This is a genomic window from Cupriavidus oxalaticus, from assembly GCF_038900635.1.
In the GTDB taxonomy this organism is placed as follows: domain Bacteria; phylum Pseudomonadota; class Gammaproteobacteria; order Burkholderiales; family Burkholderiaceae; genus Cupriavidus; species Cupriavidus oxalaticus_B.
In genome coordinates, this window is sequence record NZ_JAYMRX010000010.1 from 86,550 (window position 1) to 112,521 (window position 25,972).

Below are 25,972 nucleotides of genomic sequence, written 5' to 3' on the forward strand. Positions count from 1 at the left end.
AATCGCCTACACCCTAAAGTCGGCAACGGGGTGCCAGCGGGGATTGTGCTGCGTCGCAGCATCCACGGTACCCCCCACGCGTTGGGACTGAATGGAGGCAAAAACGTGGTTGGAGCGGCGGGGGCTGAGTCAGCCTGATCATTCAAAACTTTCCCTACCTCGGTGTGGGGCCTACCGAAGCGGGGTAAGACGGGTTTCGCGCCCCAATCAATAATCAAGGCCGGCAAGCAGTGACCCCGTTGCCGCTCCCGTAAGGGTGTAGACGCCTCCCTGCGTCTACACCCTCTTTTTTTTGTGCTCGCACCCGATACCGCCCCAATTGCAGTGCCTTCCGCTTTTTCTTTCCACTCCGATGGGGGGATCGGAAACTTGCTAAAAACGCCGGTCGCGCCTTGAAGATGTAGTCCCACGGGCCATAAACTTCGCCGGTCATTTGCGAAATGACGCAGTGCAAAAAGAGCGCGCCTCCGCGCCGTGCAGTACGAAGCCAACACCGCCAGGTTCTAATCCGCAGGCAATGCAAACAAGCGGAAAGGCACCACGTGTGCCATGTCGAACAAGCGGAATCACCGCTGCTCAACACGCCAGGGATACGGCGTGCAATGCGGATCTTCTTGTAAACAAGGGAATCATCGAGACGTGCTAAAGCTTTCAAGCAGATTGAGGTTTGGCAGGGCCGCCATGTGCCTGGGGATCATTCCATTGCTGGCATCCTGCGCACTCGCGCCAGGCATGCGCTTCGACCCACAGCGCCCACTCGATCCGGAAGATCCGGAGTCGGTGCCCAAGATCACGCAGATCACGCCGGCGCTGGTGCGTACGCTGAAGGCCGCCACGCCAGCGGCGAACGCCGGGGTGGAAGAGCTGTACGACGTGCCAAAGCCCTATACCGTAGGCGTCGGTGACATTCTCTCAATCGTCGTGTGGGACCACCCGGAACTGGTGTTCCCCACGCAGACCTACTCGATCGGTGCGGCCTACGAGATTCCGAGCTACAGCGGTGCTGCCAACATTCCGGGCTATGTCGTCAGTCCCGCAGGCACCATCCAGTTTCCATATGCCGGCGTGGTCAAGGTACTCGGCCAGACCCCGGACCAGATCCGCGGGCAGCTGAGCACCCAGCTCAAGCCTGTCGTCACCCTGCCACAGGTCACCGTACGCGTGCTTGCCTTTCGCAGCAAGCGTGTCTACCTCGACGGCGAGGTCAAGACCCCTGGCCCGCAGAATATCGACGACGTGCCGATGACACTGGTCGAAGCGCTCAACCGTGCTGGCGGCATCAACGTCCTGACCGGCGACAACAGCCGCATTCGTATTTCACGGGAGGGCAGGAATTACTTCGTCAGCCTGCCTGCATTGTTGCAGCAAGGCATCGACCCGGCCAGCATCCTGCTGCGCAACGGCGACATCGTGCGCGTGGAGCAACGCGAAGACAGCAAGGTGTTCGTGACCGGCGAAGTCGTGAAGCCGACTCCGGTGATGCCGCGAAACGGCCGGCTCACGCTCAGTGAAGCCATTGGTGAGGCAGGCGGCCTGAATCCCAGCTCCGCCAACGCCAAGGAACTCTACGTGATCCGCAAGGGTACGGACGGACAAGCCGAGGTGTTCCACCTCGATGGCAAGTCCCCTGTCGCCTTTGCGCTGGCCGAGGCGTTCGAATTGAAGCCGAGGGACGTTGTCTACGTGGATGCCGCAGGCGTGGTGCGTTGGAGCCGCGTGATCAACCAGCTGCTGCCGAGCGGAAACTTCTTCACGTCCACGGCAAACGCAGTCAAATGATCAGGACCGTACTCGTCGTCTGCATCGGGAATATCTGCCGCAGCCCGATGGCGGAAGGGCTGCTGCGGCAGGCGTTGCCGAACTTGGCGGTGACCTCCGCAGGCTTGGGTGCCGTGGTTGGCAGTCCGCCCGACCCAATCGCCATCGAACTCATGGGCGAATTCGGCCTGGATATCTCGCAGCACCGTGCCCAACAACTTTCCGGGACGCTGGCCAGCCAGACCGACTTGATACTGGTCATGGAGAACGAGCAAAAGCACGAAATTCAGCGTCGGCATCCTATCGTGTCGGGGAAAGTTTTCCGACTGGGGGAGCCAGCCAAGTTCGATATTCCCGACCCATACCGGCAGCCGCGGGAGTCTTTCGAACGCGCCTTCCAGCAGATCCAGCACGGTGTGCAAGCCTGGGTGCCGAGAATTATGGCGCTGGCTGGAGCCGATCGGGAACAAAACAAAATCTGCAGCCTATGAACCAGAACCCTACGTACCAATCTCCTGCCGCACCGGCGGAAGACGAAATCGATCTTGTCAAATATCTGGACGTGTTGCTGGCCAGCCGCTGGATGATCATCAGCATAGCGGCGGTGATTTTGGCGCTTGGCGTAGCGTACGCCTTCCTGGCGCGGCCGGAATATGAGGCTGATATCCTGGTGCAGGTGGAAGACAGTCCAGCCGACGCAAAGAGCTTGCTTGGCGATGTATCAAACCTGTTCGATGTGAAGACCGATGCCGCCGCAGAAATGGAAATTCTGCGCTCACGTATGGTGGTTGACAGGGCCGTCGAGTCCCTACGGTTGTATATCGAGGCGAAGCCACGCTATTTCCCCGTAGTAGGCGAGTGGATCGCAAGTCGGGCCAAACGTCTGTCTGAACCCGGCTTGTTTGGCCTTGGCGGTTTTGCCTGGGGAACGGAAAGCATTAAGGTTGCCACGTTCGATGTGCCGGTTGACCTCGAAGAACAGAAGTTCAAGCTGACCGCATTGGGGGATGGGCGGTTCCGGCTTGAGCAGGGCGATCTGGATGGGCCAATTGAAGGTCATGTCGGCAAGGCACTGGATTCACAGCAGGAAGTCGGCAGCATTCGCCTGCTCGTCACCGAACTCAAGGGAAAGCCCGGCACCGTATTCAAGCTTGTCCGCAGTTCGAAGTTACAGACGCTGGAGGACCTGCAGGTTGCTCTGCAGATTGACGAGAAGGGCAAGCAGAGCGGAGTTATAGGTGCGGCCCTGCGCGGCAAGGACCCCAAGCTGACTGCTGCCACGTTAAACGAGATCGGCGAGGAGTATGTCGCGCAGAATATCAAGCGCAAAGCTGCCGAGGCCGAGAAATCCTTGATATTCCTGGGCGATCTCTTGCCCCAGTTGAAGAGCGAACTGGAGCAGGCTGAAGTTCGCTATAACACGCTGCGGAACAAGCGTGGCACTTTCAATCTGAGCGAGGAAGGCCGGGCATACCTGCAAGAGAGTGTGGCGGCGGAAACCACTCTGCTCGAGTTAAAGCAGAAGAAGGCGGAATTGTTGACCCGATTCCGCCCTCAACATCCCTCCATGCAGGCAATTGACACACAGATTGCGGCATTGAGCGGCAAGGTTGGTGGCATTGCCAATCAGATGAAGTCGCTACCCAACCTCGAGCAGGACGCGCTGCGACTTATGCGCGATGTTCAGGTGAACAACGACCTGTATGTGGGTCTGCTGAACAATATGCAGCAGCTGAAGCTGGTGAAAGCAGGAAAGGTGGGTACAGTGCGGCTTGTAGACAATGCTCGCGTACCCGAAGAGCCGGTCAAGCCGAGGAAGCCTTTGGTGATCGGCCTTGCCGCACTCCTCGGCCTCATGCTTGGTGTTATTGTTGCATTCGTCCGGGACGCACTATATGGCGGGATTACCGATCCTCAGGATATCGAGCAGCATGCCGGGCTCACCGTCTATGGTACCGTGCCGCACTCGACACAGCAGTTTGTACTGTCTGAAGACATCCGTTCGCGGAAGAGAGGCATGCATCTTCTCGCCAGCCTCTCCCCTAATGAGCCTTCCATCGAAAGCCTGCGCAGCCTTCGTACTGCGCTTCAGTTCGCCATGCTGGACGCAGGCAACAATCGCGTGCTGCTCACCGGGCCGACACCGGGCGTTGGCAAGTCCTTTGTCTCCGCGAATCTTGCCGCGATCATGGCTGCCGGTGGCAAGCGTGTCTTGCTATTGGATGCCGATATGCGAAAGGGATACCTGAATCAGTACTTCGGGAAGGAACGGGCGCCTGGCTTGTCCGATGTTCTTGCCGGGAATGCGAACATGGAAGACGTAATCCATCAGGATTTGATAGATGGACTCGACTTCATCAGTACTGGTACCCTCCCTCCCAATCCCGCCGAACTACTGTTGAACACGCGACTGGTCGAATTACTGGACAGCTTGGACGAACGGTATGACCTTGTCATGATTGACACTCCACCCGTGCTGGCCGTTGCAGATACAGCGATCCTGGCCGCGCGCTGCGGCACGGTTTTCCTCGTAACGCGATTCGAAAAGAGCACAATCGGCGAAGTAGCGGAAAGTGCAAAGCAACTGAGTCATGCAAACGTGGACGTAAGCGGGGTCATCTTCAATGGTCTGGATCCTCGTGCATTCCGCTATGGATATGGCTCCAAGTACGGGCGTTACAGGTACGCCTATTATGGGTACGCTGTACAGGGCGCTCACTCTCAAAAGTAAAGGAAGCGTTGCAGGGGGGCCGTTGTCAGACGGCCCCCCAGGCGGCGTGGGCTTCAACGGCCTGCCAGTGTATTGACTCATGTTGGGATGATGTCGCTGGCGTGCGAGCCGCCACTTCCTGACCAGTTAGCCCGTCCCGCCGTCATCAAGACGAGCAAGAGAAGCAACATCGCTTTGAATCGCAGGGGGGAGGGACAGGCAAGTACCTCGGCCTCGGTCAACAGCTAGTGTCATTCCCAGCAACAGCTTTACTTTACTTAGACGCTCGAGCGAGGATCGAATCTGCAGTAGCGGTCCAGACACAGGGGCGCTTTGTGAACGTTGTAGTGCTCGACGTAGCGTTGGACTTCGAGAGCAGTTGGCGCGAGCGGTCAAATGACCTGTGGCGGATCGTCCGCGGCGTGATCAACCCGGGAAGAGGCCACCGCAGGAGTTGCGCTCGTTCACCGGCTCGCATTCGACTTTGACTCCAGATCGTCCCGCTGACTCCTCCCAAAGCCTGTGACCATCAGGCATGCATTGCAGGACCGCGCTAGTCATATGACCCAGGCGAAGTGGCTCTATTGCGAATACATGTCCCTGCCATCGAGTCGCGGAGGAGAGATTCCTCCGCGACAGCGTAGCAATAGCGATGCTAACGCTGTACCCATTCCCAATGATGCTCGCACTATGGCGTTCGATTCTTAAATTTGACGATACCAGGGAGCAAACGCAGGATATCCAGTCCCAGAAGCCGGCAGGCGAGTATGTACGCGATCAGACCGCAAGGCAGTGCCAAGGCCAGGGTAGCCACGCCTCCCATCAAAGGCATGAGAAAATGCGCCGCAAGTTGCCCGGTGAGGAAAGTAATCAACCCCGCCACCACGAAAACGAGTGCTGCGCGCCATACGGTTTTTGAAGGTAGCGCAATGGATTGCTCCAGGCGCTTGTGCAAAAGGGGAATCGATACTGCATAGGAAATTGCGGTGATGCCCAAGGTGGCGTCAAGTCCATAATGCGAGCCGACATAAACACCGATCAGGTTACTTGAAACGATAAAACATTGAATTTTCAGATAGTCGCCAAGGCGATTCAAAGCTCTAAACGAGTTTCGATAGACCAGGCCAATGGGGGTGAGTATGTTCGCCACCATGAATAGCGAAACGAATTGCGTGGCCGGAAGCCATTTTTCACCAAAGAGAGAACCAACGAGAAGTGAGGATATGCCGGAAAACATCCCCACTGCGAGAATCAAGAATCCAGTGGTGCATATCAACGCTTGATTGAACGTGGTGGAAAATCCGACGGCATTATGTTGTTCTCTAACCAAGGTAGGGAAGAGAACCGCAGCAATCGGAAGAATCACGATCTCCTTTACAGCCTGCCAAATTCTACCCCCGAACGCATAGTACCCTGCGCTGATCGGACCAAGCACGAGGGCTACCAGCAGTCTCGGAATCTGGGTCTCACAGAACTCAATGAGATAAACAGCAGTGAGCCGAAGGCCAGGTTTAAAACTCGACCACAGAGTACAGTCTGCAATACTAAAACCGGGTCGCCATGTGATCGAATTCCAGACGATCACGTTGGCAATCGAAAATTGAACAATCTGCTGGGCAATCAAGCTGTACGCGCCAAGTCCTTTTGTGCTGCAGCCAATTCCAACAACAGCTCCGGCAAATGTAGCGATACTCGTCCTTAAACTCAGCTTCCTGAAGTCCATTGCACTTTGCAGGATTGCATTTGGTACAGCTTGAAGAGCAGACAGGACGGGAAGCGGCGCTAACCAACGAAGGTATGGTGCCGCTTCCGGCATTTCCAGCAGACCGGCGATCTGCGAGGCAGCCAGATAGAGAGCGATCGCCATCACGAGGTTGACAAACAAAATCACGAGAAATATTCCCGATAACGTTGATCGTTCCTCGATTCGCAATGCAACGATGCCGTCGCTTAACCCCAAGTTCTGTAACTGAGCAAGCGCGATAAAAATGAAGCATACGCTGATGATGCCGAATTCCGCCGGACCAATATCCCTTGCCACGATGGCAAATACGGCGAACATCAGGATTTGCTGGCTCGCCTTCTCGAGGAAAACCCAGGAGGTCCTTCGCGCGAAAAGCTGCGTCTTGATGTCAGTGGATGATTGAGGCAATTGGGATCAGAAAAAAGTTTTACAAGAAGGGTCAGCTTTGACTAGTGAAACCAAGCGCCGGCATAGGATGAGAGCTTTCCATAGCTGTTATCCAGCATGTTGACTCGCTTTCCCAGAAGCTTCGCCAGGATCATGGCGTGCAGCCTGTTAGTTGTTATGCCCTCATACTCTAAAAAACGATTTCTCGCGAAGCTGATGATGGCGTCGCGCTGCTTGTACCATAAGGCTAGCGCCGCCTGTTGCACCTTGAAGTCGATGGAGTATTTGATCAGTGCATAAGCCGGGGCCGCCGAAAGGCGGCGCCTGGGAGAAACAAGATCGTCCCAGTCGACGCTTCCACCGAGTGCCGCTCCGGTGGATTCCCTGTCGCGCCTCAGGAATCGCATTTCCCTGGTACCGAGACTTCTCATCGACCAAGCCGAGTTGCACTTCCATAGCTGATGCGCCATGTCCGGAGAGAGAAGCACAGGACAGCCCAAATGCCTTGCCAGGAACTGGTGTGAAACATCATCCCTTACGAAGATGGTGCAGTTCTTGAGCTCTCTGTACTTCTCAAGTGACCGATCAATATTCTTCTCGTCCCTGAAGTGGACCGTCTGTGGCAGCATGACTATCCTATTGGCGCTGAACTTCTTGAGCAAATGTTCACGCATACCTTCGTGCGCGGGCCAGATGTCGCCAAAGTTTCCTCCTCCATGCAGCAGGATGGTGTGCTGCGGCGTGATCCGATGGAGAAACCTTTTGTAGTTCTTTACCGACAACCGGATGTCGACGGCCAGACGGTAGTCATGCAGGAATTGTTCAGTTCCTGCGTTGATCAGCAAGTCACCTACATTAAGGTGTATGGGGAGATCAAGGTAGGCTATCGGTTGATCGGGGGGAATATATGCAGAAATATCGCTGAGTTTCTGCTTGAGCCGATCCATCTGGGCAACATTATGACTCACCGTGAGTACTCCAATTTTGTTTGATTATTTGACAAGCCAGGCGACAAACTACCTACAAGTATTCCGGACAATAGCATCCAAAGCCCCCATGCGGCCGGCGAGAATACTTCTTCCTGAAAGATTCCGGTTATCAGCAAAGTGGCAATTGCGCTCGCGGTAATTGTTCGAATCCTGAAATTCGATTGGTCTGTGGTCTTTCGCAATAACTTGATGACTTTGAGAAAAAACCAGAATAGTAGAATCGTGAAAATTCCGATTTGATATAGAAGGACACCCAGGCCGCTTTCCAGGGCAAAGGAAGCGACACCCTGATGCTGGAACTCGGTAAAGTCCTTCTCTTCGGATTTTCCCAGTTCCGAGAGATTTCCTCCAACCCCGACACCTCGTCCCAATGGCTTTTCCTTGACCCCCTGCACGCCTGCGAGAAATCCGAGGATATGGTAGTCAGCCGACTTCACCCCGTAACTGATGCCGATCACGGCGTAAAGTAGAAGCATTGCAATCAGGGCGAATCGTGATAGACGAGACCGCCGTCCTCGCCTGGCGATGAAAAGTGTAGCGACAGACAACGTAATAATAATCAGAGGCCCCTTGGCCCCAATCAGCAAAACCAGGGCGGCGGCAATGAGGAAGGTAATGAATCGCCTTTCTGCGTATTCAATCAAAGCCAGGAACGATAGTGCGTACGCATAGCTGATTGCATGAAAATTCGGCCCCATGATTCGCAAGAATGCCAAATCCAGTCCATACTGTCCGGAAAGATTAAGGTAGCTTCGCGTCGAGTTCCTGACCAGATCCTGAATTGAGGAGAACTGCCCCGCGGTTGCGGTGTCTGCGAATTTCATCCGTTGAAACGCATCCGCCGAGACAAAGTTGTAGAGATACTCCGGAAAAAGAAACTCGATTACGCCATAGCCACAAAGTAAAACAGTGGTGATGAAAAACAGTGCTGATCTGAATTGTGTGCTGGTGCGGCGGCATGCGGCTATGCCGATTACCAGGCTCATGCCACCGAGAAAATATAGCCTAGCGTAGGATCCTGCACTAAGAAAGGTCGATGCCCGAATTCCGATAATGGTGTAGACAACGATGACGGCAGCGAATACCCCCGCGGCGAACAATGCTGATTTGAGTTGCCTCGAAATAGTGCGCTTGCGAAGGAACAAATACACCAAAGCGTGTGAAAATATCGCGGTGGTAATAATAAAGCTCGCCGACTGGAATGTTTTGAAAGTATCGGGGCCTTCAATGATGCCCAGTCCGAGCGCCAGAACGAGGTTTTGCAGTGTAACGGATGAAAGCAACAACACCAGCGCTAGTCCGGGGATAAATGCGGAAATAAGAAGGGCCAGCATTCCCAGCGCTATGATTGCCGGGGCGCCGACAACGGCTACCGCCATGACAGTCATGAGCAGAATCAGCATGGAAATAATGTAATAAACCGCGACATTCGAAATCGCGGGATTCCCTGCCGTGAATCGTGCGGCCTGAGGTAAAGAGATGGGTTGCATAGCGCTTGCTCGATACTCAGTTGCACAGGAACTGACGAAGCACACTCCACATCGGCTTGCGTCGGCCGCTTTCATCAAGGGGCAACGGGCGCTGGGGAAAGCTGTTGGTCTTGTACGCTTTGCTGGTCAACCAGCTGTGGCCATCCAGCAGTCCCCATGTAACGATCTGTCGCGGTGCTTCGATGCTGAAGATGGGTTCTAGCAGCTCGCGGACCTTGTCGGCGCACACCTTGTTCAGCACAGCATCATCAAGTAATCCGCTTCGATTGCGAACATCGAGTTCGGTAATTAATAGATCGATATTCATGGCGCGAAGCTCTCTGGTGAGGGTCTTGAGGCTCAGTTGGTCGATCTTCATCGTCGTGCTAAGGTGCGCTTGCAACCCGAATTTTGCAACCGGGACTCCTTTTAGCTTTAGTTTTTCCAGCAGCCTGATAATTGATCGTGTTTTGGTGAAGGAATACTCTGGGCCGAAGTCATTGTAAACAAGCGGAATTGCCGGAGCCAATCGTTTCGCGAGAATAAATGCGGATGCTATGTAGTCGTCTCCCAGGATATGCGGGAGCAATCCTTCTCTCAGGGCGCCAGGTCGATTTCCATTCTGTTCGAGGGCTTCATTTACCACATCCCAGGATTCGATTATGTCGCCATAGCGGTCGATAACATTATTGAAATAGGTTTCAATCTTCTGCCAAAGATGCTCGCGGCGCATTGTTCCGTCAATCCACGATGGCAATCCTGCATGCCAAAGCGGCGCATGTCCGCGTGCCTTCATTCGGTTATTCCGACAAAAATCAGCAATTATGTCCGCGCGCGCGTAGTCCCATTGTCCGGGCCGGGACTCAAGCAAACGCCATTTCAACTCCCGCTCGAAGGACAGAATGCTGCATTCCCGCAGGATTGCCTGTCGCAACAAAATGTTTGTACTGAGGGCTTCGGCAGTGACAGCGCTTCCGAATTCGATCCTGACAGGCTGGGAACAACCGCTTATGCCAGGAGCCTGGCTAGCTGTTGCTTGCGCATTCGTTTTCGCCTCGCTCCCGGCATTATGGAAGGCCAGGAGGGAGGCGCTAGCGAGAAATGTCCTTCTTCGCATCGGGCAAAGTGGAGGTTTATGTCTTTTTGTGGATTCTATGGCTCGATGTGAGCCAATCGATTGCGAAAACAGCGATGAAATAGGGGTAACTTATCATGTAGCGTCGCAGCAAGCGTGGCTCCTTAAAGGCACGGAATGGCGCGCGGAGGTGGAGCTTGTTCACCCAGGCCGGGTAGTAGGTAAGCCGCTCGGACGATTGATGAAGAAAGCCCCCGCACGTGAAAGCTTGCCCACGCCAGCCGCCCGCGACCAGTTCCAGGAGAAACTCCTCTTGAATCGGGGTGCCCATTCCCACGATGACGTAGTCGGGCGCCAACTGAACAATGTTGCGAATTGCCTCGCTTCGTTCCTTCGCCGAATTGAAGTAGCCATGGCGCAGTCCGCATATCTTCAGTTTCGGGTATTTTTCCTGAAAGTGTTCGGCGGCAATATCGATCTGTTCTGGTTTCGCTCCGATCAGGTAGACGGACTTGTCGTTATTCTCCGCGCTTTCCATAAGCTTGGGAGCGAGAGAGGTCATGTCAAAACTTGTCCTGGTCACTTGATCGCCCAGGACGAAGCTGAGCATTTTGGCGAGGAGTTGGCCGTCGATATAGATCCCGTCGAATCTCTCGAATATTTCAGGGCTTCTTCTGGCGATCAGATAGGAGTAGGGATTCAGGAAGGTGTAAACGCCATTGCGAGTGGGCAGTTCCGAGGATGCGGACAGTCTATTCAGAAGAAATTTCATAGGATTCCTGCATCGAGTTGATATTGGATGGCTCGGTGGCGGCTATCAGGGCGTTCATTGTGGAAGGGCAGTGCGTGCCGGGCTGTAGGCGAGCAAGCTAGTGTTGCTGCCAGCAGGCTAATACGCATTCTGTCCTTTCCACCCTTTGAAAGCCGTCCAGAAAATAATCCTCAAATCCATCCAGAACGACCAGTTCCGTATATAGAAGATGTCGTGCTCCACCCGCTTGGCCATCTTGTCCAGGGTGTCGGTCTCTCCGCGATAGCCGTTGATCTGGGCCCAGCCCGTGATACCGGGCTTGACGCGGTGGCGCAGCATGTAGAAGTCCAGCTGTTCCTTGTACATGTTGTTGTGCGCCATGGCGTGCGGCCGTGGCCCTACCACGCTCATTTCGCCCTTCAGCACGTTGATGAACTGTGGCAGCTCGTCCAGGCTGGTACGGCGCAGGAAGGCACCGATCGGCGTCACGCGGCTGTCGCCCTTGGTGGCCTGCGTGACGACGCCGTGCTCGGCATGCACCTTCATGCTGCGGAACTTGTAGACGTGGATGACGCGGCCATCCATGCCGAGGCGCTCCTGCTTGAAGAAGACCGGACCTGGCGAGTCGCGCTTGATCAGGATGGCAATGAGCAGGAACAGCGGCGACAGCGCGACGAGCACGAGCGCCGAGAAGCTGCGATCGAAGATGGCCTTGAGGGTGCCGCGCACGCCGAGCGAGGGCGGCTTGTTCATTTCCACCGCGGGCATGCCCAGGAAGTTGCCGACGTTGTGGTTGAGCAGGTCGAAGTCGAGCACGCTCGGCATCCACTTGATGTCGATGAAGTCGTTGCGCAGCGAGAAGGCGATTTCCTGCATCCGCCGGTGCTCGCTCATCGGCAGGGTGATCCAGATCTCATGGATCCCGTGCTCGCGAGCGAAATCGGCGATGTGGGCGCTGTCGGTGATGCGACGGCGTCCTTCCGGCGTGGACTCGCCTTCAGCGGCATAGATGCCGCTGATCTTGAACCCGGTGGTGTGGCTGGCGGTCGCGCGGCGATACATCTCCTGGCCGGTACGGCCGAAGCCGACGATGATCACGCGCTTGTTGTTGGCACCGGCAACGCGCAACAGGTTGAGCACGGCACGGGTGACTACGCGCAGGCCCACCAGGCCGGCCAGCGAGAAAGCGTACCAGTACACCATCCACAAGCGGGAAAGTGAATCGGCCTGGTGAAGCAGGTAGGTCAGCAGCAGGCTGACCAGCCAGACCAGGCTCCACGCAGACAGCAGGCGCGCAGCGAGGGAGATCAGGCTGCGGCCGCGCCACGATGTGTAGACATCGAACCCGGGCAGCACGATAAAGGCAATGGCACAACCAAAGTACTGGATGAACTGGTGGATTGGCGCGTGCGCAGTGGCGAATCGCACTTCACTGGCCAGGATAGCCGCAAGCCAGATGGCACCGGCGTCGAGCAGGCGAGCCATCAGCGTGAGCTGATCGTGGTGCCTGGCAAACATATCGCGATAGATACCCAATTGCTTCCCCCAGAAGCGTTCGAGTAATGGGTGCCCAAGCGGGTGCCCATGCCCTTGTTGTCTCCTCCGAACTTGCCGTCCGCGCGCAGTGGCGGCCAGGCCCGTCGCACGGCATGCATCGTGGTTGTGCATGCTCATGGTCTTGACGGAGCAGAGTCGTGCGGGACTGCTTAGCTGCAGCCGGTTCCATGGTGTGGCGGCGGTCAGCTGATGACCGGCCACGGCCGCATCCTTGAGGGCCGTCCAATGGAACCGCAACGCTCTTTTTGCTGCCGGCGCGACGCTGGCGCCGGTGTGCTCCGTGTTTTCAGGAGCGAATAGTGCGATGCAGCGAAAAGCGTCGGTACCCTTCATCAGAAGGGAAAGCCTGGCCTTGGTGGAGGTGCCGATCGCGATGAGCTTCGTCGTTTTTTCGCGCGCGAAGATGCCGTGCAACCGAGGTGAGCGTTACCCCGCTCAAGGAGGGAAGCGAGATGGCAGCGCCCCCCTCGCGTTGGGGGTGAGAATAAAAACATTGGTGAGCGGATTCGGGACCGCCGTGCGTGATGCACATGAAAAGCTGATGCGGCTCAGCATCTGGGCATCCTTCACTCAACGCGGTAAAGGAATGAGAAAAACAGAGCCACATACGGTATTCACGCGGGAGCAGCTGGATTCGTATTTCGCGTCTTACGTAGGGATGGAAGGGGGAAATCCAGGCGCTGCAGTATGGTTCTGCGATAGCTCCCCGCATCCAGGCGCGGCGTCGCTATTGGTCCCGCTGGTTCCGCGTGCACAACCGGGCGCGTGGGATGCTGCCTACCGCTGCAAGTATCGCCATCACATGGATCGCTGGCAATCACACCAGAAGATTGCGCGGATCATGTCGGCGGCGCGCGCGCAAGTCTTCAGGATGGCCACAGGCGAGCAGGACTGGAAGGACTACTTCGACCACCACCTGTACGCGCCGCAGGGCGCGGAGTTCAAGCTCAGCCTGTTCCCGCTGCCAGCGCGCCTGATCAATCAGACACCGTGGTCGAAGGCGTTCAAAGGCCAGCCGGAGCTCTTGCCCAGGCAGCGTTACCTCGACCTTTGCCGCGAAGGCCGGCGCTTTGCCTTCATCGACGGAATTCGCCGGCGCTGGAAGCCGAAGGTGGTGATATGCCTGGGCGAGCGGCACGCCGACGACTTCGTGCAGGCCTTCGCACTCGCGCAGGCGCGCGCCACCGACCACGTCCTGCAGCCCGCCGATCAGCCCAAGACCTTGCGCGTGCTGGAACGAGACGGCACCACGTGGATCATCTGTCCGCCACTGGCTGGCGCAGCCGGAATGATGTCCGACGTATTGCTTGACGCGATGGGGCGGTACATCACGCGCTGGCTGCGGCCGGACGATTTTCCCGGGTACTCCGCTGCTGCGGACGAACCGGGTGCGAGGCCGTCATGAGCCATGGCGAGCGTGGGGCGTTGATGCCGCTGGCCTGCCTTCGGCACCGGCGACGGCGACGGATCGAGTTTCCCCCGCCAAGTAGGGGTGACACGGATCGGTGGATGCGTTTATCTGCGTGCCGGCGCGATCCGCAAGCTGCTGCCGCGGGTGCCACGCGCAAAGTCGTGCGTGGCACCCGAGACAGCAGAGCGCTGGAGACTGTGCGCGGCAGTGTCCCCGTCGCAGGATTCCCAACCATCTTTCGTTGTATCGAAGTATCGACCTGAGGAGAGCAGCGTGCAAACCAGAACCCGGAACATCTTTATCCTTGGCATCATGGCAAGTGCCGCAGCAACGCTGGTGGCTTGCGGTGGCGGCGGCGACGATTCGCCCCCGCCTTCGCAGCCTTCTGCCAGCGTGAGCGGCAAGGCGGTGGACTTCTACCTGTCCGGCTCGACAGTCACCTTCCTTGATTGCGACAACAAGACCGCGACCACGAATGCAACCGGGGACTTTACCTTCCCGGCCGGTTGCACCAAGAGCGCGCTGAGAGTCACCAGCGGCACCGATATCGGTACCAACCAGCCGTTCACCGGGGTGCTGCAGGCACCGGCGCTGGATTACAAGCAGGGCGTGATTCCGGTGGCTTCGCCGCTGACCACGCTGGCGGTCCAGCTCGGCTCGGGCCAGTTGGCGCCCCTGGCAACCGGCCTTGGCCTCGGAGGCAAGGACCTGACCACGCTCGATCCGATGCAGGACGCGGCAGCGCTGCGGGCGGCGGTCGTGGTGCAGCAACTGGTCGATCACGTCGCCAAGACGCTGACGGGCCTGGGCGAGGGCGGCACGCTGACTGCCGCGGATACGGCCGCAGCGGCCTCCAAGGCAGTCGCAAACGCCGTGGCCAGCGCTCCGGGCACCGCAGACCTGACCAGCAGTGCACTGGTGACGAACGTGGTATCCAGTGCAGTACAGAACGCGCAGGCAGGCTTGCCCGCCGAACTGCGCTCGGACATCGGCGCGGTGGCTGCCAATGTGGCCGCACTGGCCGCGCCGGTAATCACGACCCAGGTGGCAAGCGTGAACACCGCACTGGAGGCCGTCGATCTGGGTAGCAGCCCCACCGCAACGTTGGCGGCGCTGACGGAAAGCGGATCGCTCAACATCGTGACCGAGAGCGCGCAGTCCACCACGACCACGGCGCTGGTCCAGGCGGTAACGACTGACGGGCTCACGAATGCATCGATCACGAACACGCTGGCTGAACTAGGCGCTGCGGTGTCGACCGGTAACACCGCCGAGATCCAGCAGGTAACTGCGGAGCTGGGCAGCGCGGTGGATGCAGGCGCCATCAACAACGTGGCAAACGCTGTCGGGCTGAACAACTACCTGCTGCTGTCGAACCTGACGATCAATGGCGCCAACTACCCGATCACCGACACGATCTCGGCCACGGGCGGCACGCTGGGCTCGATCCAGGTTGCGCTGACGCAGAATGGTAACGCCTTCAACGGCGGGCCGTCGCAAGTGCGCGCCGGGTTGAGCTATAGCTATGGTGGCAATCAGGTCGACGTCATCATCGAGAACGTGACGCTGACGTTCAACGGGTCGCAACTGGTGAATGCGGTGGTGCCTGCCAATACCACTTATTCGTTCCGGATCAGTGGCAACCTGTCCGCCGCGGCAAGCCTGACCAACAGCGTCGCCGACAGCCTGTTCTCCACGGCCAATGGCGGCTCGCTGAACCTGCCGTTCACGGTGTTCCTCGGCAAGCTCAGGTCTGCCGGCGCGCTGAGCCAGGCGCAGGTTGACGCCCTCACGCCAAGGGCCACCAGTACCTTCCCGGTGACGTTTGCCACAACCACCGGTGTCAGCGGCCGGGATGTGAAGGTGGGCATGCTGGTCAACGGCGACGTGGAGTTCGCCAAGACGGCATTGGTGAAGACTGACTCCGAGATGGTGGTCGGCGACGGCCTCAAGACGACGGTCACGCTCAACCCGTGACCGGCGCGTAGTGGTGCCTTCCGCCAGGATGGGGAAGGCCAGGCCGCCCGGTCATTCGAACGCGTGTCTCAATGCAGTCGCGAGGGTGACCGGGTCTTTTCTTGTCTGCGTCGAGCGCCTCTCCGGAGCCGCCACGCATGAGGCTCGCCCAGTGGCCTCGGAGTCTATATGCAGCTGATTCACAAGCGCCGGCTGGACCACGCCTGCGCCCTGATGCTGGGCCTGTCGTGCGCGGGCACGGCCAGCGCCGCCCCCGACGATGTGTTCATGCAAGCCGAGCCCGCCACCGGAGAGTTCACCTCGGTGCGGGTGGAGGCCAGCTACGACATGGTGAACCGCGCCGTGGATGTCTTTAACCTGCGCGGGCAGCAGGGGCCGGTGTCGGACAACTCCGGCGATTATCGTGGCGGCAAGCTGATGCTGGGCTACAAGTTTTCGCCGCACTGGTCGGGGTCGGCCACCTACTGGCGCCGTGGCATCGATTACGGGCAAGACCACAACACGATCGATACCTGGATGCTGGCGATGCACTATGACCCGCTCGCCGAGGCCGGTGCGCGCGATCGCATCATGCTGCGCTTCTCCCTATGGGGAGACCACTCCGGCAGCCTGAATCGCTCGTCGCCGGTGATGGTCCGCAATACGACGTTCAACAGCCTTACCGTGAACAACGCGAATGATGTCCAGGCCCAGGCCGACGTCATCTTCTCCGGCGAGCTGACCGAGCGCAACCAGCTCACCGGCTTCATCGGGCTCGGCATCAGCCGCGTGACGATCGGGAGCATCAATACGCGCCTGCAGCGAGGCAACTGCAACTTCAATGTCGCGATCGGCTCCGACAATGTCGCCAATGGCCAGCTGGCCGCACCGTGCAACGTGGGCAACGCTACTTTGCAGTCGGCCTCGTTCGCAGTCGACGCCAGCCAGTTCGGCCTGGATTTCAACGATGATTTCAACTATACGGCCGGCTACCTGAACCTGGGCGGGTCATGGCGCTGGAAGTACGAGCGCTTTGCGGCGCGCCTTGGGTACCAGTTCCAGTACCTCCTGCGCAGCAATGTTGATAGCCGCGCGGAAACCTACGGCTATTCGCCGATCCGCTCCAACCATACGCTGGGCCTGGAGCTGTCATATGCGGTCGTGAAGAACGTGGAGGTGTTCCTGCGCGGCCAGGCATCGCTGTACAACTTCGTCGGCACCATCCCATTCCTCTATAACGCGACCACCGCGGGCAAGCTGGACCGCTACTACGGCTACGGCTCGATCGGCATTCGATTCTCGGGGTTCTGAGTTTGTGAAGGCGGTCGCGGCCGGTGGCCATTGCATGCTGTTCCCAGGGCCTGTCAGCACATTTCTATCCCCTCCGGGGAGGGGATAGATAACGCTTCCCCAGGATATTGCATCGCAGCAAATCACTTATGTCAGACCTTAGAAGATTGAAATTCCTAAAACTTGAGGGCTAGGTTAGAATTATTTCAATCAAAAAGGGATCCATATATAAGTCGAGTGAAATTATCGGGGCTGCGCGTTCGGATAGATATTGGTTTTCATATTCAGCGCCAATTATCGTAGATGGTGCATTCCATGGAGTGAATTTTTCTCCATGACAAAGTCCACCCAAGCATGGAAATTATCCTGGTTGCAGGATAATGCAAGCTCTGCGTCTCCACGAGTCGCGAATGCGTTCGGCTGCCACTGACTGGATTTCTTCATGTCAGGTGGTGTCGTATGCGAATACGAGCATGAAAAAATAATTAAAGCAGTCAGTTCCGGGCATTAAAAAAATGCCCAGATCGGTGCAAAGGATGGCGCCTGCGGCGGCGCACTTAAATCCTCGCACCTTGCCTGCAAATAACGTTTTGCCAAAGACCACAGCAGCACGTGCGCCCAGGAGGCCGCGGCATGCTGCGGCATTGTGATTTACCGGGGGTCCCACCAAGCAGCAAGGGATAGTATGCAGCATTCAAAGGTGTTCGCGCGTCCGGACCTGGATCGCTATTTTGCCTCCTATGTCGGAATGGAAGGAGGCAATCCAAAGGCTCCCGTCTGGATATGCGACAGGAGCCCGGCGTGGTCGGAGCCGCTCGTCGCACCGCTACAGCCGCGCATGGCACCGCCGGCCTGGGACGCGGTGTTCCGGCACCAGCACCGGGAAGACATGGGCAAGTGGTTCGGCCATCAGTGCGTGGCACGCATCATGGCCGCGGCGCGTGCCGAGGCGCTGCGCATCCGGCTCGGGGACAACGACTGGGAACACTACTACTGGCGCCATCTCTACTCGCCGCGGGGCGCCGAATTCAGGCTCAGCCTGTTTCCCCTGCCTGCCCACGTCGACGGACGCACGACGTGGTCCAAGGCGTTCCGAGGCCAGCCTGAACTGATTCCGCAGTCGCGCTACCTGAACCTGTGCCGGGATGGCGAGCGCTTCCGGTTCCTCGCCAAGACCCGCGGCCGCTGGCGCCCGAAGGTGGTCATTTGCCTGAGCCACCGCCATGCCGACGAATACATCGAAGCCTTCTCGCTGGGCGGACTGGCCAGCGAAGAGCATGCACTCCAGCCGGCTGACCAGGTCAGGCGCTTGCGCCTGTTCACCAAGGACGGGACGACGTGGGTCATCTGCCCGGCAATCGGCGGCAGCGCCGGAATGACGTCGCAGGTTCAGCTCGATGCGTTCGGGAAGTTTCTGGGCATGCGACTGGCGGAAAGCGACTTCAGGCACTGCGCCGAGCTCGATGCCGTCGATGACGGACCGTCCGCCCGTCCGGAGCGCTTGCCGGTGCTCAACGAAATGAGCAGGCGGCCAGCGGAGGCGGGTGCTTGTCGGACGATGGAACGTGTTCGGCCGGTGTTTCCGGCAAACGAACCTCTGCGCGCGGGCTGCGAAACTTTCGCTTAGTGCCGCGACAAAAAAGACTGATGTAAAAAATTTTCAATTTTGCCGGGCCAGTATATTTGACACAATCCTGGCTCTTCACTCATTTGAATTTCCCATTGAGGGCACCGTTGACGCGGTGTCTTTTTTTTGCCCGGCTGGTGTGACGTAGTCGAGCCGGCGCGGCGGGCATCGGGGCATCTGGCCCCAAGGCCCCGGCCGGCAATGCCGCAAGGAATTACCGACCGATGCCGGCCCGCATGTGGTGGATGTCGTGCGTGACAAACGGATTTTCCTGACTTGGCATGGACAGGCATTCCGGCTGCAGGAGCGTCTCACGCATGTCGTCCAGCCCGCTGGCCCAGTGCTCGCTCATCGTCAACGGTCCGAACTGGAAGTCCTTGGCGCTGCCTTCGAACGATTTGTCGCGATAGATCAGCTGGACGATATTCCGGCGCGCGTCGGAGGCGTTTTCCGCCGCGCGCAGGTAGGCCGCGCTCTGACGCCGCTCCGGCGGCACCAGGTCCAGCACGTCGCTGAGCATGCGGCGCAAGCGCTGCTGCTCGCTCATATAGGCTGTGATCAGGCGTGTCCGGCTGGAATACTGGACATCCTTCTGGCGTGTGGCGACGTCTGCCAGATTCTCCGGCAACGGCCCGCGCGCGCTCCACAGGTCAACCTGGAAGATCAGGGCGTTGCGACTTGGCCTGGCGTGGAGGATTGCGGAAAGCGGAGTGTTCGACACCAGACCGCCATCCCAATAGAATTCACCGTCGATTTCCACCGCAGGAAAGCCCGGCGGCAGCGCGCCGGAAGCCATGAAGTGTTCGGCGCGAAGCCTGATCTCGGTGTTGTCGAAATAGACGAAGTTGCCTGTCCGCACATTGACGGCGCCTACCGACACGCGCATCTCATGGTGGCTATTGATGCGGTCGAAGTCGGAATCCGCGCTGCCCCTCCAGCAGGGCGTGGGCGGCTTCGATCCCATCGAACCAGATCCGCAACGAGTCCGGCCAATGCTGCGCACTGCCGGCAATCGAGCCATACGGAATCAGGCTTGGAAACCAGGGCCGGCGGCAGATATGGGACCAGAACTCGCGCAGCCTGGTCACGCGATGCTCCGGCGCGTTGCCGGCGATGATCGCGGCATTCAACGCGCCGATCGAGATGCCCGAGACCCAGTTCGGCTCAATGCCGGCTTCGGCAAGCCCCTGGTAGACACCTGCCTGATAGGCGCCGAGCGCGCCGCCGCCCTGAAGCACAAGTGCCCGCACGGCGTAGCCGCGATCCACTTCGGTGCGGACCCGGGCGGCGCCGGAGCTGCCTTGCAAGTCTTGTCGTTCCTGAAACATGTTCCCTCCCGCGGCCGACCATGGCGCGCTTACTGCATGTACCAGCCGTGGCTGACCACGAACGACTGCCCGGTCAGGGCCGCGGACGGATAGGCGCACAGGAAGAGGGCGGTCTGGGCGACGTCGTCGACGGTGGTGAAGACACCGTCCACGGTGCCGCCCAGCATCACGCGGCGCACCACCTCTTCCTCGCTGATGCCAAGTTCGCGGGCCTGTTCGGGAATCTGCTTCTCGACCAGCGGCGTGCGCACAAAGCCCGGGCAGATGACATGCGAGCGCACGTTGTGCTCGCCGCCTTCCCTGGCCACCACGCGCGCGAGTCCGAGCAGCCCGTGCTTGGCGGCCACGTATGCGCATTTGAGCGGCGAGGCTTCATGCGAATGGACCGAGCCCATGTAGATGATGGTGCCGCCCCGGTCGTCGGGGTACATGTACCTGAGCGCGGCGCGTGTGGTCAGGAAAGCGCCGTCAAGGTGGATCGCCTGCATGCGCTTCCAATCCGCGAAGCTGTACTCGTGTACCGGATTGACGATCTGGATGCCGGCGTTGGAAACCAGGATGTCGACGCCGTCGAACCGGTTTGCCACGGCTTGCGTGGCGCGATCGACCGCAGCTTCGTCGGTGACGTCCATCGCCACGCCCATGGCCTGGCCGCCGCCAGCCTCGATGGCTGCGGCGACGCTGCGCGCGGCATCCTCATCAAGGTCAGCGACGGCGACGGAGGCCCCCTCGCGAGCCAGCAGTTTCGCGATCGCCTTGCCGATGCCGCTGGCGGCGCCGGTCACAATGGCTGATTTGCCAAATAGCTTCATGCTTGTTCTCCATCATCGATGGGGTGTCAGGCCGGAAACCGGTCGATGCCGGTCATGCCTGCAGGTAGTCGTACACAACCTCTCCCAACGCTAGGGTCAGGTCGGCGACGTAGTGTTTCGCACCGATGACTTCCAGCACCGGCAGCGAGGCAACCGGTGCGAGTGCGTGCGGGAAGAGGGACAGGGCCGCAGGGCCGGTCCAGGCTCCCTTGACGTCGACATCCTTGAGAAAGAAGCAGACCAGTTCGCAAACGCGCGCGGTGCCATCGACGTGCGGCAGGATCTTGAGCAGGTAGTTGGGGGTGTTCGCCAGGGCGGCCTGCACTTCGGCCTTGTCGATGGTCTGGTGCTTGTAGCCCATCGTGCCGGTGGCCACGCGCACCGGGCCATAATCGAGCGTGCCCAGGAGCGTGTCGGTCTCGACGGAGAGGTGCGGACTAGCCAGCTTCTTGGGAAAGCCCCACAGCTCGCGCCCACCGGCCAGGGGCGGATGGTCGTCAAGGAACATCGCATGGGTATAGTTGCCTGGACGCCCCCGGTACGTCACCGGAATCACCTGGCCTGATTCGGTGTAGTCACCGAAGCCCGTCGAGTCGGGCATGCGGATGAATTCGTAGTGCACCACCGGATCGGTCGTTTCCAGCGGCTCTGGCACGACCGCACGCAACACTTCGGGATCTGTGCGATAGGAGATGACAAAGTACTCGCGCTGAAGAAAGCGATACGGCCCGATCGGGTAGGCCGGGCTGAGCAGGGGCGTGGCAAATGCGCGCTTCCGGATGGTCTGGACGTCCATGGTAGTTGAGCTCCTGTGGCGACTCCGTACCGTCCCCGTCAGAGGGGGTGTACGGTCGAGGTCATTCTGGGAGCTTGCGCTGCAGCGGTCTATTGGACCTAGGTATCGGTTTCTCCGGCCACTTCGATTCGCGCGTCGAGTGGGCAAGGACCCGGCGCGGGATCCGCCGGGGCGGCCGTGAGGCTGCTGCAGTATGGGACGGACTCTTCCCGTCAGCGTTGGAGGCTGGACCCGCTTCAGCAGGCTTGCTCGGCCACTACCTTGTCTACGGTCTCCAACGCTCGCCGCAGCGCGTCCAGACGTACCGAGCCGAGTGCCAGCCGGATGGCATGAGGCACGTGCTTCGACGTCGCAAAGGGATGCGCGGTCGACACCGAGATCCGCTCGCGCAGCAACGCGTTGGCGACGGCATCCGCACGGACTTCCTCGGGCAAAGGCAGCCAAACGAAATACGACGCGGAATGGCGAACCGGCTTCAGATGGCCCAGCACATCGCTGACTACGCGTTGGCGCAGCGTGGCGTCCCGGCGTTTTTCAGCCTCCAGCCTTGCCACGGTGCCATCTTCTAGCCAGCCGCAGGCAATCGCCGTCATGGTTGCCGGCGTCGTCCAGGTGGTTGCGCGGATGGCGCGCTCCAGCCTGGGGATCCATTCGGATGGCGCGCATATCATGCCGACTCGAAGCCCTGTGGCGACGCTCTTCGACAGGCCCGACACGTATACGGTGGCTTCAGGGGCCAATGCCGCCAGGGGCGGCGGTGCGCTTTCCTCCAGGAAGGCGTAGGCTCCGTCTTCGATCAGGACCAGTCCGTGTTGGCGCGCAATGGCGACCAGTTCGCGCCGCCGTCGCAGACTCATCACCCACCCGAGCGGATTGTGCAACGTCGGCATCATGTACACGGCGCGAACCCGCCGCCGACGGCATAAGGCTTCGAGGGCACCAAGGTCGGGACCGCGTCCGTCAGCGGGAATCGGCGCGAGTTCGAGCCGGCACGCCTCGGCGGTGAGCTTGAAGCCCGGGTAAGTCAGGGCGTCCACGGCCACGACGTCGCCCGGCTCAAGCAACGCCATGGCCGTGGCCGTCAGCCCATGCTGCGCGCCGCTCACGAGCACGGTGGTCCGGGCCGACGCCGCCACGCCACGGCTCCCCAGATGGTCCGCCATGGTCGCCCGCTCGTGCTCGCGTCCGCCATGAGGATGGTACCGAAGCACCGCTTCAAGATCCCCCGCGCTGGCAAGCTGGCGCAATGCCGCCCTTAGCAGGTCAACCTGGCCTGGTAACGACGGGTTGTTGAAGCTCAGGTCTACCGTGTCGGCGCTCCATGCCGGCAGGTCTATGCCCTGGCCGGCAGGAAGCGTCTCCTTCACGAACGTGCCTCGGCCAGTCTCGCCGCTCACCAGGCCCATCGCATGAAGTTCGGCGTAGACCCGTGAAGCTGTCACCAGCGCCAGCCCCTCCCGGGCCGCGAGGGCGCGATGGGTGGGCAGCCGGGTTCCGGGACGCAGCCGGCCCTCGCGGATGTCGGCTGCGAACTGGTCGACCACTTCCTTGTAACGGAGCCGGGGCATCGAAGATCGCTTCCATGACAATTATCGGAATGCATCGATTATCGGCCTCGCGACGGCGCGACACAACGTGTTGCGTGCATGGCACGGCGGGCGGGACAGGGGGCAGGCGGGACTTGGAGGGAAAGCGTCGCGGCGGCAGAGCCGCGACGTCCTTGTCATGGTGCCGATGCAGGGCAGCTGCATGGCAAAGAGGGTGCGTGGCATGACGCCACGCCGGAGCAGCACCGCCTCAGACTGCGCGGCGGACCATCAGCTCCTTGATCTTGCCGATGGCCTTGGTCGGGTTCAGTCCCTTCGGGCACACATCGACGCAGTTCATGATGCTGTGGCAGCGGAACAGGCGATACGGGTCGTTCAGGTTGTCCAGGCGCTCGCTGGTGGCCTGGTCGCGGCTGTCCGCGATGAAGCGGTAAGCCTGCAGCAGGCCGGCGGGGCCGACGAACTTGTCCGGGTTCCACCAGAACGACGGGCACGACGTCGAGCAGCTGGCGCACAGGATGCACTCGTACAGGCCATCGAGCTCGTCGCGCTCTTCCGGCGACTGCAGGCGCTCTTTCTCGGGCGGCGGTTCGTCGTTGATCAGGAACGGCTTGATCGAGTTGTACTGCTTGAAGAACTGCGTCATGTCGACGATCAGGTCGCGCACCACCGGCAGGCCCGGCAGCGGACGCAGCACGATGCGGTCCGGCAGCTCGCGCATGTTGGTCAGGCAGGCCAGGCCGTTCTTGCCGTTGATGTTCATCGCGTCCGAGCCGCACACGCCTTCGCGGCACGAACGGCGGAACGAGATGGTCTCGTCCAGCTTCTTCAGTTTCACCAGCGCGTCCAGCAGCATGCGCTCGTGGCCGTCGAGCTCGACCTCGTAGGTCTGCATGCGCGGCGCCGCATCCTTGTCCGGATCGTAGCGGTAGACTTCGAAAATACGCTTCATTTCTGTGGGTCCTGTTGTCTCTACGATGCGGTGCTCAGAAGGTACGGGCCTTCGGCGGCACGCTTTCCACCGTCAGCGGTTCCATCTTCACCGGCTTGTAGTCGAGGCGGTTGCCTTCGCTGTAGAACAGCGTGTGCTTGAGCCAGTTCTGGTCGTCGCGGTTGGGGAAGTCGCTGTGCGCGTGGGCGCCGCGCGATTCCTTGCGGGCGGCCGCCGAGATCATGGTGGCCTTGGCCACTTCCACCAGGTTGGCCACTTCCAGGGCTTCCACCAGCGCGGTGTTGAAGACCTTGGACTTGTCCTTCAGGTGGATGTTGTCGGCACGCTCGGACACTTCCAGGATGCGCTCGACGCCTTCGTCCATCAGCTTCTGCGTACGGAACACGCCGGCATGCGATTGCATGTTCTTGCGGATGTCGTTGGCGACGTCCTGCGTGTATTCGCCCGACGACGTGGCCTGCAGCTTGGCCAGGCGCGACATCGCCAGGTCAGCGGCATCGGCCGGCAGCGGCTTGTGTTCCTTCTGCTTCAGGTTCTGCGCAATGATGTGGTTGCCGGCCGCACGGCCAAACACCACCAGGTCCAGCAACGAGTTGGTGCCCAGGCGGTTGGCGCCGTGCACCGACACGCACGAGCATTCGCCGATCGCGTAGAAACCGTTCAGGACTTCGTTCGGGTTGCCGTTCTTCGGCACCACGACCTGGCCGTGGTAATTCGTCGGAATACCGCCCATCTGGTAGTGGATGGTCGGGACCACCGGGATCGGTTCCTTGATCGCGTCGACGTTGGCGAACTTCATGCCGATTTCGCGGATCGACGGCAGGCGCTTCATGATGGTCTCGGCACCGACGTGGGTCAGGTCGAGCAGCACGTAGTCGCCGTTCGGGCCGCAACCACGGCCTTCCTTGATTTCCTGGTCCATCGAGCGCGACACGAAGTCACGCGGCGCCAGATCCTTCAGCGTCGGCGCATAGCGCTCCATGAAGCGCTCGCCATCCTTGTTGCGCAGGATACCGCCCTCGCCACGCACGCCTTCGGTGATCAGCACGCCCGCGCCGGCCACGCCGGTCGGGTGGAACTGCCAGAACTCCATGTCTTCCAGCGGCACGCCGGCGCGCGCAGCCATGCCCAGGCCATCACCGGTGTTGATGAAGGCATTGGTCGACGCGGCGTAGATACGGCCGGCACCGCCCGTGGCGAACAGCGTGGTCTTGGCTTCGAGGATGTAGACCTCGCCGGTTTCCATTTCCAGCGCGGTCACGCCCAGCACGTCGCCGTCCTGGTCGCGGATCAGGTCCAGCGCCATCCATTCGACGAAGAAGTGGGTCTTGGCGCGCACGTTGCGCTGGTACAGCGTGTGCAGCAGCGCATGGCCGGTACGGTCGGCCGCGGCGCAGGCGCGCTGCACCGGCTTCTCGCCGTAGTTGGCGGTGTGGCCGCCGAACGGGCGCTGGTAGATGGTGCCGTCCGGGTTGCGGTCGAACGGCATGCCGAAGTGCTCGAGCTCGTACACGACCTTCGGCGCTTCCCGGCACATGAACTCGATCGCGTCCTGGTCGCCCAGCCAGTCCGAGCCCTTGATGGTGTCGTAGAAGTGATAGTGCCAGTTGTCCTCGCTCATGTTGCCGAGCGAGGCACCGATGCCGCCCTGCGCCGCCACCGTGTGCGAGCGGGTCGGGAACACCTTGGACAGCACGGCCACGTTCAGGCCGGCTTCCGCGAGCTGGAGGGATGCGCGCATCCCGGCGCCGCCAGCACCGACGATGACCACGTCAAAGCGGCGACGCGGCAATCCAGTCTTGACTGCGACCAT

At 59.8% G+C, this 25,972-nt stretch carries 18 protein-coding genes and 1 pseudogene; 7 read left to right on the top strand and 12 right to left on the bottom strand.

Features of this window, described 5'->3' with window-relative positions:
• Window positions 1–639 precede the first annotated feature (639 nt).
• From VSR71_RS17690 to VSR71_RS17700, 3 genes are read left to right on the top strand one after another with little or no spacing between them, the layout of a single operon-like run.
• Window positions 640–1,779, top strand: coding sequence for a polysaccharide biosynthesis/export family protein (locus VSR71_RS17690; protein ID WP_342915259.1), 1,140 nt, complete (start codon window positions 640–642; stop codon window positions 1,777–1,779).
• Window positions 1,776–2,249, top strand: coding sequence for a low molecular weight protein-tyrosine-phosphatase (locus VSR71_RS17695; protein ID WP_342915150.1), 474 nt, complete (start codon window positions 1,776–1,778; stop codon window positions 2,247–2,249). The genes VSR71_RS17690 and VSR71_RS17695 overlap by 4 nt, the downstream gene beginning before the upstream one ends.
• On the top strand, window positions 2,246–4,489 hold the full coding sequence (locus VSR71_RS17700) for a polysaccharide biosynthesis tyrosine autokinase (RefSeq protein WP_342915151.1): 2,244 nt from the start codon (window positions 2,246–2,248) through the stop codon (window positions 4,487–4,489). Before VSR71_RS17695 ends, VSR71_RS17700 begins: the two co-directional genes overlap by 4 nt.
• A 667-nt stretch (window positions 4,490–5,156) precedes the next feature.
• Here the strand turns inward: VSR71_RS17700 and VSR71_RS17705 are convergent.
• The 6 genes from VSR71_RS17705 to VSR71_RS17730 form a co-directional block, all read right to left on the bottom strand.
• Window positions 5,157–6,620, bottom strand: coding sequence for an oligosaccharide flippase family protein (locus tag VSR71_RS17705; RefSeq protein ID WP_342915152.1), 1,464 nt, complete (start codon window positions 6,618–6,620; stop codon window positions 5,157–5,159).
• 41 nt (window positions 6,621–6,661) lie between these two features.
• Window positions 6,662–7,567 carry a polysaccharide pyruvyl transferase family protein gene (locus VSR71_RS17710; RefSeq protein ID WP_342915153.1) on the bottom strand — a complete coding sequence of 302 codons (906 nt, stop codon included), beginning with the start codon at window positions 7,565–7,567 and terminating at the stop codon, window positions 6,662–6,664.
• The gene (locus VSR71_RS17715; RefSeq protein ID WP_342915154.1) at window positions 7,564–9,078 is read right to left on the bottom strand and encodes a hypothetical protein; all 1,515 of its coding nucleotides are present in this window, start codon (window positions 9,076–9,078) and stop codon (window positions 7,564–7,566) included. Before VSR71_RS17715 ends, VSR71_RS17710 begins: the two co-directional genes overlap by 4 nt.
• A gap of 16 nt (window positions 9,079–9,094) precedes the next feature.
• Window positions 9,095–10,174, bottom strand: coding sequence for an endo-1,4-beta-xylanase (locus VSR71_RS17720; RefSeq protein WP_342915155.1), 1,080 nt, complete (start codon window positions 10,172–10,174; stop codon window positions 9,095–9,097).
• 16 nt (window positions 10,175–10,190) lie between these two features.
• Window positions 10,191–10,904 carry a WecB/TagA/CpsF family glycosyltransferase gene (locus tag VSR71_RS17725; protein WP_342915156.1) on the bottom strand — a complete coding sequence of 238 codons (714 nt, stop codon included), beginning with the start codon at window positions 10,902–10,904 and terminating at the stop codon, window positions 10,191–10,193.
• A gap of 117 nt (window positions 10,905–11,021) precedes the next feature.
• A complete protein-coding gene (locus VSR71_RS17730; protein WP_342915260.1) occupies window positions 11,022–12,401 on the bottom strand; it encodes an undecaprenyl-phosphate glucose phosphotransferase in 1,380 nt (459 codons plus the stop codon).
• 841 nt (window positions 12,402–13,242) lie between these two features.
• Between VSR71_RS17730 and VSR71_RS17735 the strand changes: the two genes are divergently transcribed.
• The 4 genes from VSR71_RS17735 to VSR71_RS17750 all read left to right on the top strand — a co-directional run bounded on the left by VSR71_RS17735 (window position 13,243) and on the right by VSR71_RS17750 (window position 18,724).
• A complete protein-coding gene (locus VSR71_RS17735) occupies window positions 13,243–13,845 on the top strand; it encodes an XpsR family transcriptional regulator (protein WP_342915157.1) in 603 nt (200 codons plus the stop codon).
• A 279-nt stretch (window positions 13,846–14,124) separates the two neighbouring features.
• A complete protein-coding gene (locus tag VSR71_RS17740) occupies window positions 14,125–15,828 on the top strand; it encodes a hypothetical protein (protein WP_342915158.1) in 1,704 nt (567 codons plus the stop codon).
• Between the two features lie 168 nt (window positions 15,829–15,996).
• Window positions 15,997–17,118: a hypothetical protein gene (locus VSR71_RS17745; protein ID WP_342915159.1), complete on the top strand. Its 1,122-nt coding sequence runs from the start codon at window positions 15,997–15,999 to the stop codon at window positions 17,116–17,118.
• Between the two features lie 817 nt (window positions 17,119–17,935).
• Window positions 17,936–18,724 carry a transcriptional regulator gene (locus tag VSR71_RS17750; protein WP_342915160.1) on the top strand — a complete coding sequence of 263 codons (789 nt, stop codon included), beginning with the start codon at window positions 17,936–17,938 and terminating at the stop codon, window positions 18,722–18,724.
• Between the two features lie 214 nt (window positions 18,725–18,938).
• Here the strand turns inward: VSR71_RS17750 and VSR71_RS17755 are convergent.
• From VSR71_RS17755 to sdhA, 6 genes and pseudogenes are all read right to left on the bottom strand, one after another.
• Window positions 18,939–20,052 (bottom strand): annotated as a pseudogene (locus VSR71_RS17755) (DUF3734 domain-containing protein).
• A 29-nt stretch (window positions 20,053–20,081) separates the two neighbouring features.
• Window positions 20,082–20,864, bottom strand: a complete 783-nt coding sequence (locus VSR71_RS17760) for a 3-hydroxybutyrate dehydrogenase (protein ID WP_342915161.1) — start codon at window positions 20,862–20,864, stop codon at window positions 20,082–20,084.
• A gap of 52 nt (window positions 20,865–20,916) precedes the next feature.
• Window positions 20,917–21,660: an acetoacetate decarboxylase gene (locus VSR71_RS17765; protein WP_342915162.1), complete on the bottom strand. Its 744-nt coding sequence runs from the start codon at window positions 21,658–21,660 to the stop codon at window positions 20,917–20,919.
• A 236-nt stretch (window positions 21,661–21,896) separates the two neighbouring features.
• Complete coding sequence (locus tag VSR71_RS17770; RefSeq protein WP_342915163.1) at window positions 21,897–23,228, bottom strand: PLP-dependent aminotransferase family protein; 1,332 nt, start codon at window positions 23,226–23,228, stop codon at window positions 21,897–21,899.
• A 229-nt stretch (window positions 23,229–23,457) separates the two neighbouring features.
• Window positions 23,458–24,159 carry a succinate dehydrogenase iron-sulfur subunit gene (locus VSR71_RS17775; RefSeq protein WP_135705162.1) on the bottom strand — a complete coding sequence of 234 codons (702 nt, stop codon included), beginning with the start codon at window positions 24,157–24,159 and terminating at the stop codon, window positions 23,458–23,460.
• A gap of 34 nt (window positions 24,160–24,193) precedes the next feature.
• Window positions 24,194–25,972 carry a succinate dehydrogenase flavoprotein subunit gene (gene sdhA, locus VSR71_RS17780; protein WP_342915164.1) on the bottom strand — a complete coding sequence of 593 codons (1,779 nt, stop codon included), beginning with the start codon at window positions 25,970–25,972 and terminating at the stop codon, window positions 24,194–24,196.